General features: G+C 46.4%; 1 protein-coding gene. It reads left to right on the forward strand.

Annotation, left to right across the window (positions count from 1 at the left end; genetic code table 11):
* The first annotated feature begins 1,159 nt into the window (after window positions 1–1,159).
* Window positions 1,160–2,095, forward strand: a complete 936-nt coding sequence (locus C943_RS21170; protein WP_040481813.1) for a UDP-glucuronic acid decarboxylase family protein — start codon at window positions 1,160–1,162, stop codon at window positions 2,093–2,095.
* Window positions 2,096–3,904: the final 1,809 nt, after the last annotated feature.

Here is a 3,904-nt window from a genome sequence, read left to right on the forward strand (position 1 = left end):
CCCCCTCATGCTGCCTTTCCAAATCCATCCGGGTTGATTCGCTACCAGTAACCCAATAACCAATAACTTTTTAACCTTTTAACCTTCCAACCTTCCAACTTCCTAACTTCCAGACACCCCTACTTCCCAACATCCCAGTCACCCCCTCATGCTGCCTTTCCAAATCCATCCGGATTGATTCGCCACCAGTAACCCAATAAACAATAACTTTTTAACCTTTTAACCTTCCAACTTCCCAACATCCCAGTCCCCCCTCGGCTAGGCGTAATTTGTAATTACGCCTTCATATTCATTGGAATTTAAAATTCCCGGATTCATGATCATCTTATCCCGCTTTTCCAAATGCAGGCTTTTTTGTTGTGCGACAGTTGCACCGTCGGACAATTTGGTAACGTTGACTCATTCGAGGTAATGGCACTTTTTGCTGCCTTTTTTCCGCTATCCTGCTTTTCCGAAAGCAGGATCCTTATACCCCTCATGCTGCCTTTCCAAATCCAGCGGAATTGATTCGCCACCAGTAACCCAATAAACAATAACTTTTTAGCCCTTTAACCTTCCAACTTCCTAACTTCCAGACACCCTCGGCTAGGCGTGATTTGTAATTACGCCTTCATATACATTCGAATTTAAAATTCCCATTCATGATCATATTATCCTGCTTTTCCGAAAGCAAGATCCTCATACCCCGCATGTTGCCTTTCCAAATCCAGCCGAATTGATTCGTCACCAGTAACCCAATAACTTTTTAACCTTCTAACCTTCCAACTTCCCAACATCCCAGTCCCCCTCTGGACTCGTGAGGTAAATGGGTCCCGGCAAGCTACAATCAAAACGCCTCTACGCGGCTGAAAGGCCACATATCTCGAGCGGATCCCAACCTCAACGCATTTAATTCCTTATTGACGATCTTTTCCGATAAAACAATATGCTCTTCTTCCGAAACCACAGTATCCTTTCATACCTCTGATCTAAAAACGTTTAAACATTTAAACATTACAACCTTTCAACCCTTTAACTTTTTAACCCAATAACCCAATAACCCAATAACTCTTTAACCTCACCATTCTACATTCCTAATCCAAAAATCACATTTTCCCACGCCATCAAAAAATTGCAGATTGACAAAAATTCCCTTTCTTTGCTTCTTTTAGGAAAAAGGATGAAAAGAATTTTGGTTTCCGGCGGTGCCGGGTTTTTAGGTTCGCATTTGTGCGAACGCCTGTTGAATGAAGGCAATGAGGTACTATGTGTCGACAACCTCTTTACAGGCAGAAAAGTGAATGTGCACCACTTGATGGATAACAAACGTTTCGAGTTCCTGCGCCATGATGTGACCTTTCCTTTGTTTGTGGAGGTGGACCAGATTTACAATTTGGCCTGCCCCGCCAGTCCGGTCCACTACCAGTTTGACCCGGTACAGACCACCAAGACCTCTGTTATCGGGGCCATCAACATGCTGGGATTGGCGAAGCGCTTAAAAATTCGAATCTTGCAGGCCAGTACTTCGGAAGTATATGGTGATCCGGAGATACATCCACAGCCAGAGTCTTACAAGGGATCTGTCAATACGATTGGAATTCGTGCATGCTATGACGAAGGAAAGCGTTGTGCGGAGACTTTGTTTTTTGATTACCACCGCCAGCACAAGGTGGATATCAAGGTCATGCGGATTTTCAATACCTACGGCCCGAGAATGCACCCCAATGATGGCCGTGTGGTAAGTAATTTCATTGTGCAGGCCCTCAGGGGAGAAGACATTACGATTTTTGGGGATGGGATGCAAACCCGAAGTTTCTGTTATGTGGACGACCTGATCGAAGGCATGTACCGCCTGATGAATTCCAGACCAGGCTTTACGGGTCCCGTAAACATCGGAAACCCCGGTGAATTCACGATGTTGGAGTTGGCGGAGAAGGTCCTCCAAATTACGGGAAGCAAGAGCAAGCTCAAGTTTTTGCCTTTGCCCCAAGATGACCCCATGCAGCGTCAGCCAGTGATTGACTTGGCCAAAAAAGAACTTGGCTGGGAACCTAAAGTCCAGTTGGAAGAAGGTCTTACGAAAACCATCGCCTACTTCAAGCAGGCTATTTCATAAGCATCAGTATTGCGCTTAAATTGGAATGCTGGCCTTCACCATTTGGCCGACAATTTTTTATCCCGGTTATCCTGCTTTACCGAAAGCAGGATTTCGAGTATGCTAGGCCTGATTTGAAATCACGCCTTCTTATAAAGCGGAATTTGTAATTCCGCAACTGATGCCGCCCCTTCAGGGCTTGGGGGAGAATTGCCTTCCATTAGCGAAGGGCTTCACCCTTCGCTGTAGGATTGCGCCCCTTCGGGGCTCATTCACCTAAATCTGGACAAAATGCTTTTTTTGACCGCGCGGGGGAACGAAAGTCCGCCGGGCCGGCCAGCGCTTTGTGGGTAGGCCTAGGATCGGACTTTGTTGTCCCCGTTATCCTGCTTTTCCGAAAGCAGGATCTTCATACCTTTTATGTCGCCGTTCCGTATCCAGCCGGACAGATCCGCACCAATAACCCAATACCCAATAACCCAATAACCTTCCAACCTTCCAACCTTTTAACCTTCTAACCCAATAACCCAGTAACTCAATAACCTCCCAACCTCCCAACCTCCCAACCTTTTAACCTTCTAACCCAATAACCCAATAACTTTTTTACCTTAGATCAGACCGGCATTAACCTACCACCAAAGCTTTACCAGCCTACTAGCAAAGTATTACCAGTCTAGGTGCAAAGCAGTACCAAAGCAGTACCAAACTAGGGGATAGCTAGACCTTACTTCTGGGTCTTCGGCATAATCAGTGTACTTGACCTAGGAGTGATTTGCAATTACGCCTTCCAATAAATCGGAATTTGTAATTCCGCATCGGATGCCTGTCCTTCGGGGCTCACTGTCCTTGATCTGGACAAAATACATTTTTAGCCCGCGCGGAGGAGCGAAAGTCCGCCGGGCCGGCCAGGGCCTTGTGCGTTAGCCTAGGATTAGGCTTTCTTGTACTTTTTTGGTTTCTTTTTTTGACAAGAAAAAAGTAACAGGGGAAAAGAGATCAAGGTACTTTTTGAGCGTTGAGAATGACCAAAACTGTCCCCTACAACGCTTCCTGGTTTTTGGTGGAAACCAAAATCCAATCTCAAACTTCCTGCTCCCAAAAATCCAAGACGGCACTGAATTTTTTCCCCCGGGTTGCGGTGCATAAGGAATCCCCCAGAGAAAGGGAGTGCAGAAGCACCTTACCCGGGGCAAATAGTGATTCCACCCGCTCCGGGGTGGCTTGTTGGTCCACCTGCTTGTCCGCACTTGGCAGTTCTATTTCGGTACTAGAAACTGCACAAATTACCTCAATCGGTCGCGCGGAGGAATGAAAGTCCGCCGGGCCGGCACGGGCCTTGTGTGTTAGCCTAGGATCGGACTTTCTTGATTTTTTGGTTACTTTTTTATCAAGAAAAAAGTGACAGAGGAGAAAAGAGTTATGGAACAATTCCAATTTTGAAGGGAATTAGTCAGCAACTTTTTCGCTTCCCGGTTTTTGGAGAAAACTCTCAGCCACCTAGTCTCCCTCTTCTGGTGGAGAGGGTAGGTGTGAGGTGGTCAATTCCACAAACTACACAATGTGTTTGGTTAGATCGCGCGGAGGAACGAAAGTCCGCCGGGCCGGCCAGCGCTTTGTGAGTAGGCCTAGAATTGGACTTTCTTGTCCCCGTTGTCCTGCTTTTCCGAAAACAGGATCTTCATGCCTTTTATGTCGCCGTTCCATATCCAGCCAGACAGACTCGCCTCTAATAACCCAGTAACTCAATAACTCAATAACCTCACTACCTCACTACCTCCCAACCTTTTAACCTTCTAACCCAATAACCCAATAACCCAATAACTCAATAAC

Source organism: Mariniradius saccharolyticus AK6, assembly GCF_000330725.2.
In the GTDB taxonomy this organism is placed as follows: Bacteria; Bacteroidota; Bacteroidia; order Cytophagales; family Cyclobacteriaceae; genus Mariniradius; species Mariniradius saccharolyticus.

Excerpts from the sequence above, each read along its gene's own strand:
- C943_RS21170 (WP_040481813.1), top strand. The coding sequence starts at position 1,160 with ATGAAAAGAATTTTGGTTTCCGGCGGTGCCGGGTTTTTAGGTTCGCAT.